This window comes from Alkalibacterium indicireducens (genome assembly GCF_039522005.1).
Lineage (GTDB): Bacteria > Bacillota > Bacilli > Lactobacillales > Carnobacteriaceae_A > Alkalibacterium > Alkalibacterium indicireducens.
The window spans coordinates 1-3,027 of the sequence record NZ_BAAADA010000080.1; the positions used below are offsets into that span (position 1 = coordinate 1).

A 3,027-nucleotide genomic window follows, 5' to 3' on the forward strand; every position below is an offset into this window, starting at 1 on the left:
TCTCCCACTTTCACTGGTGCTTCGTACCCATACGTTTAGAAGTGGGAGACTTCTTTCGGAATTACGTTAAATCCTCCTGCTTGGTTTAAAGTGTAAGCGATTCATTGTGTATCCAGTTTAACTAATTAGGCGGTCAGGTGTCCACCATAATCCGATGAAAAAGATGATCAGGTACAAACATTCATTATTTGACACCTTTTATCTGAGAATCAGAGAAGTCCTAGAACAGGCAGAAGGATACTAATTTTCAGGAATTAAGCGTATAATAAGACCATTACAACTGATGAAAAGGAAGAGATAAAGATGTGGAACTGGTTTGTGGAATTAAGTCCAACAATACAGGCGCTGCTGGCAACATTATTTACATGGGGAATGACTGCGGCAGGGGCAGCGCTGGTCTTTACAGCTAAACGAGTCAATCAGCGGGTGATGGACGCAATGCTGGCGTTTGCCGGAGGGGTGATGATCGCAGCGAGTTTCTGGTCACTCCTGGAGCCAGCCATCGAAATGGCAGAGAGCGGTCCGCTGCCTTCCTGGATCCCTGCAGCCGTCGGATTCATGACGGGTGGATTTTTCTTATGGGGAGTGGATAGATTATTGCCTCACTTGCATCCGGCATTGAGTCAGACAGGTTCAGATTCCGGTAAGCGAGGAGCTGAAGGAAGAAATCCGGACAGTTACAGACGGAGTACCTTGTTAGTCCTGGCGATTACCCTACATAATATCCCGGAAGGCTTCGCGATTGGTGTCGCTTTCGGAACGATGTCGCTGAATGGCGATATGTCACAGCTCATCGGAGCCGTCACTTTGGCCATAGGTATGGGACTGCAGAATTTTCCTGAAGGAACATCTGTATCGATGCCGTTAAGACGAGAAGGAATGTCACGCGGCCGCGCCTTCTGGTATGGACAGCTTTCAGGATTTGTAGAACCTGTCTCTGCATTGCTGGGGCTATGGCTCGTATCACTGATCCAACCGTTGCTTCCCTATGCACTGGCATTTGCAGCAGGCGCAATGGTCTTTGTTGTAGCTGAGGAAGTTATCCCGGGCTCTCAGGAAAATGGAAACAAAGACTTAGCAGCTATCTGGCTGATGATCGGTTTTACAGTCATGATGGCTTTAGATGTCGCGCTTGGGTAGTGAGTTGAGCACTTTGGGATACTGATGAAGAGTCTAATGTAGCACGTTTTGTAATGAGAAGCTTTTACTTCAGTGTTCTCAAAAGTATAAGGGCTGAAATAATTATCTGAGAATCTAAACCAGCCATTTAATTTGTCAATAAAAATTAAGGAGCCTCTAAGTCATATGAGTGAATTCGAACAGATCAGACATCAGATCATAGCCGATCCGATGAATGAAAGGTATACGAGTCGTGATATCGAGCCGCTTTTTAAAGCTACAGAAGATGCGAGAATCGCTATCATCGGCCAGGCACCTGGAAGGAAGGCAGAGGAGTCGCAGCTGTTCTGGAACGATTTAAGCGGGGACCGGCTGCGTGAGTGGATGGGTATTTCACGGGATGTCTTCTATGAGACGTCTAATATCGCTCATCTTCCAATGGATTTCTATTATCCGGGCAAGGCTAAATCTGGAGATATGCCGCCGCGTAAAGGATTTGCAGAAAAATGGCACCCCCTTATTCTTAAGGAGATGCCGAATATTGGAACGATTATCTTAGTAGGAGGCTATGCGCAGAAGCATTACCTCGGGCCACGACGGGAGAAAAATCTGACTGAAACTGTCCGAAATCATAAGCAGTATCTGCCTGAGTATCTCCCGCTGGTTCACCCCAGTCCATTGAACTATGGCTGGATGAAGCGCAACCCATGGTTTGAGCAGGAGGTCCTCCCGACGCTTAGAGAACTGGTCCAGTCGATTTTATAACGACTGAATGTCCAGTTCTTCAAGTGTTGCATCAATAAAAGCTCGGCGCATCTCGACATCGTTCCCGTGTTTCTTAACGACAGTAATCTTGCCTTCTTCAGAATAGAACCCGGCATAGGTGTCCGGACTATTCACTGCTGCAAGGACGGACTGGGCACCTTCTTCAACGGTCACAAAGAAAGGATCGAGAAGCTTGAAGATGCCGTCAGCGACTTTTTTGCTGACATTTGATTTCCCGAGATTGGTTGAGACCATACCTGGATGAACGGCCGTTGTCTTTAAACCTTGACGTGAGTACTTTTCATGCAGTTCCTGAGCCATGTAAAGGTTGCCGAGCTTAGACCGTCCATAACCAGTAATGGGACTGAATCGTTTAGGTTTGAAAAATGGCTGTTTCATTGGCGCAAATTTGTAGGCGCCAGATGATACCACAATGACTTGTTTCCGCTCGCTGTTCATAACCAGTGGAAGCAGGAGATGGGTCAAAAGGAACGGACCTAAATAATTGGTCGCCATCATCAGTTCATACCCATCGACACTTTCCTGCCTGCTAGTCGAGACTATCCCTGCATTGTTGATGAGACAGTCGATATGGTCGTAGCGGTCTTTTATAGTTTTAGCGGCATCATTGACAGAAGAGAGCTCACTTAAGTCGCACCACACAATATCCACTGACAGATTAGGGTTCAGCTCCAGCAGGTCGTCTTTGAGACGGGCGCCTTTTTCCAAATTCCGGCATAAGAGCAGTATACGGTCAAACGAGTCTGCCAGCTCGAGTACAGTTCCCCGACCAATCCCCGATGTCGGTCCAGTGATTGCTAGAATTGATTCAGTCATTAAAGTGTTATCCCCAGGTCCAGTTTAAACTTTTTTCATTTGCTTCCTCAGTTTACTCTTCTTCGTTTTCCTTTGCATCTCTTCTCTTTTCAACTACTAATTTGACAAAATAAGTGATCGGAATAGCTAGCCAAACGATTCCGCTCATAAGCATCATAACATTAAAAGTTAATTGTCCATCTACAATCATTGGCGTATGTGGTGAAAATGACAGATAAAAATTCATTAATCCTATGATTGAACTACCCCCACTTACTCGCTAACTCTCCTTGAAGTGGGGGATTCCTGAGAACACCAACCTATCGG

The 3,027-nt window shown here is 46.1% G+C and carries 4 protein-coding genes; 2 read left to right on the plus strand and 2 right to left on the minus strand.

What is annotated here, in order from left to right; translation table 11 throughout:
• Window positions 1-303: 303 nt before the first annotated feature.
• Window positions 304-1,140 carry a ZIP family metal transporter gene (locus ABFX15_RS05125; RefSeq protein WP_346024409.1) on the plus strand — a complete coding sequence of 279 codons (837 nt, stop codon included), beginning with the start codon at window positions 304-306 and terminating at the stop codon, window positions 1,138-1,140.
• Between the two features lie 165 nt (window positions 1,141-1,305).
• Window positions 1,306-1,884 (plus strand): uracil-DNA glycosylase family protein, encoded by a 579-nt coding sequence (locus ABFX15_RS05130; RefSeq protein WP_346024410.1) that lies wholly within the window; start codon window positions 1,306-1,308, stop codon window positions 1,882-1,884.
• On the opposite strand, the gene ABFX15_RS05135 is transcribed toward ABFX15_RS05130, so the two are convergent.
• Together ABFX15_RS05135 and ABFX15_RS05140 are read right to left on the minus strand one after the other, a co-directional pair.
• A complete protein-coding gene (locus ABFX15_RS05135) occupies window positions 1,879-2,721 on the minus strand; it encodes an SDR family NAD(P)-dependent oxidoreductase (RefSeq protein ID WP_346024411.1) in 843 nt (280 codons plus the stop codon). The genes ABFX15_RS05130 and ABFX15_RS05135 overlap by 6 nt on opposite strands.
• 52 nt (window positions 2,722-2,773) lie before the next feature.
• The gene (locus ABFX15_RS05140) at window positions 2,774-2,947 is read right to left on the minus strand and encodes a hypothetical protein (RefSeq protein ID WP_346024412.1); all 174 of its coding nucleotides are present in this window, start codon (window positions 2,945-2,947) and stop codon (window positions 2,774-2,776) included.
• Window positions 2,948-3,027 lie beyond the last annotated feature (80 nt).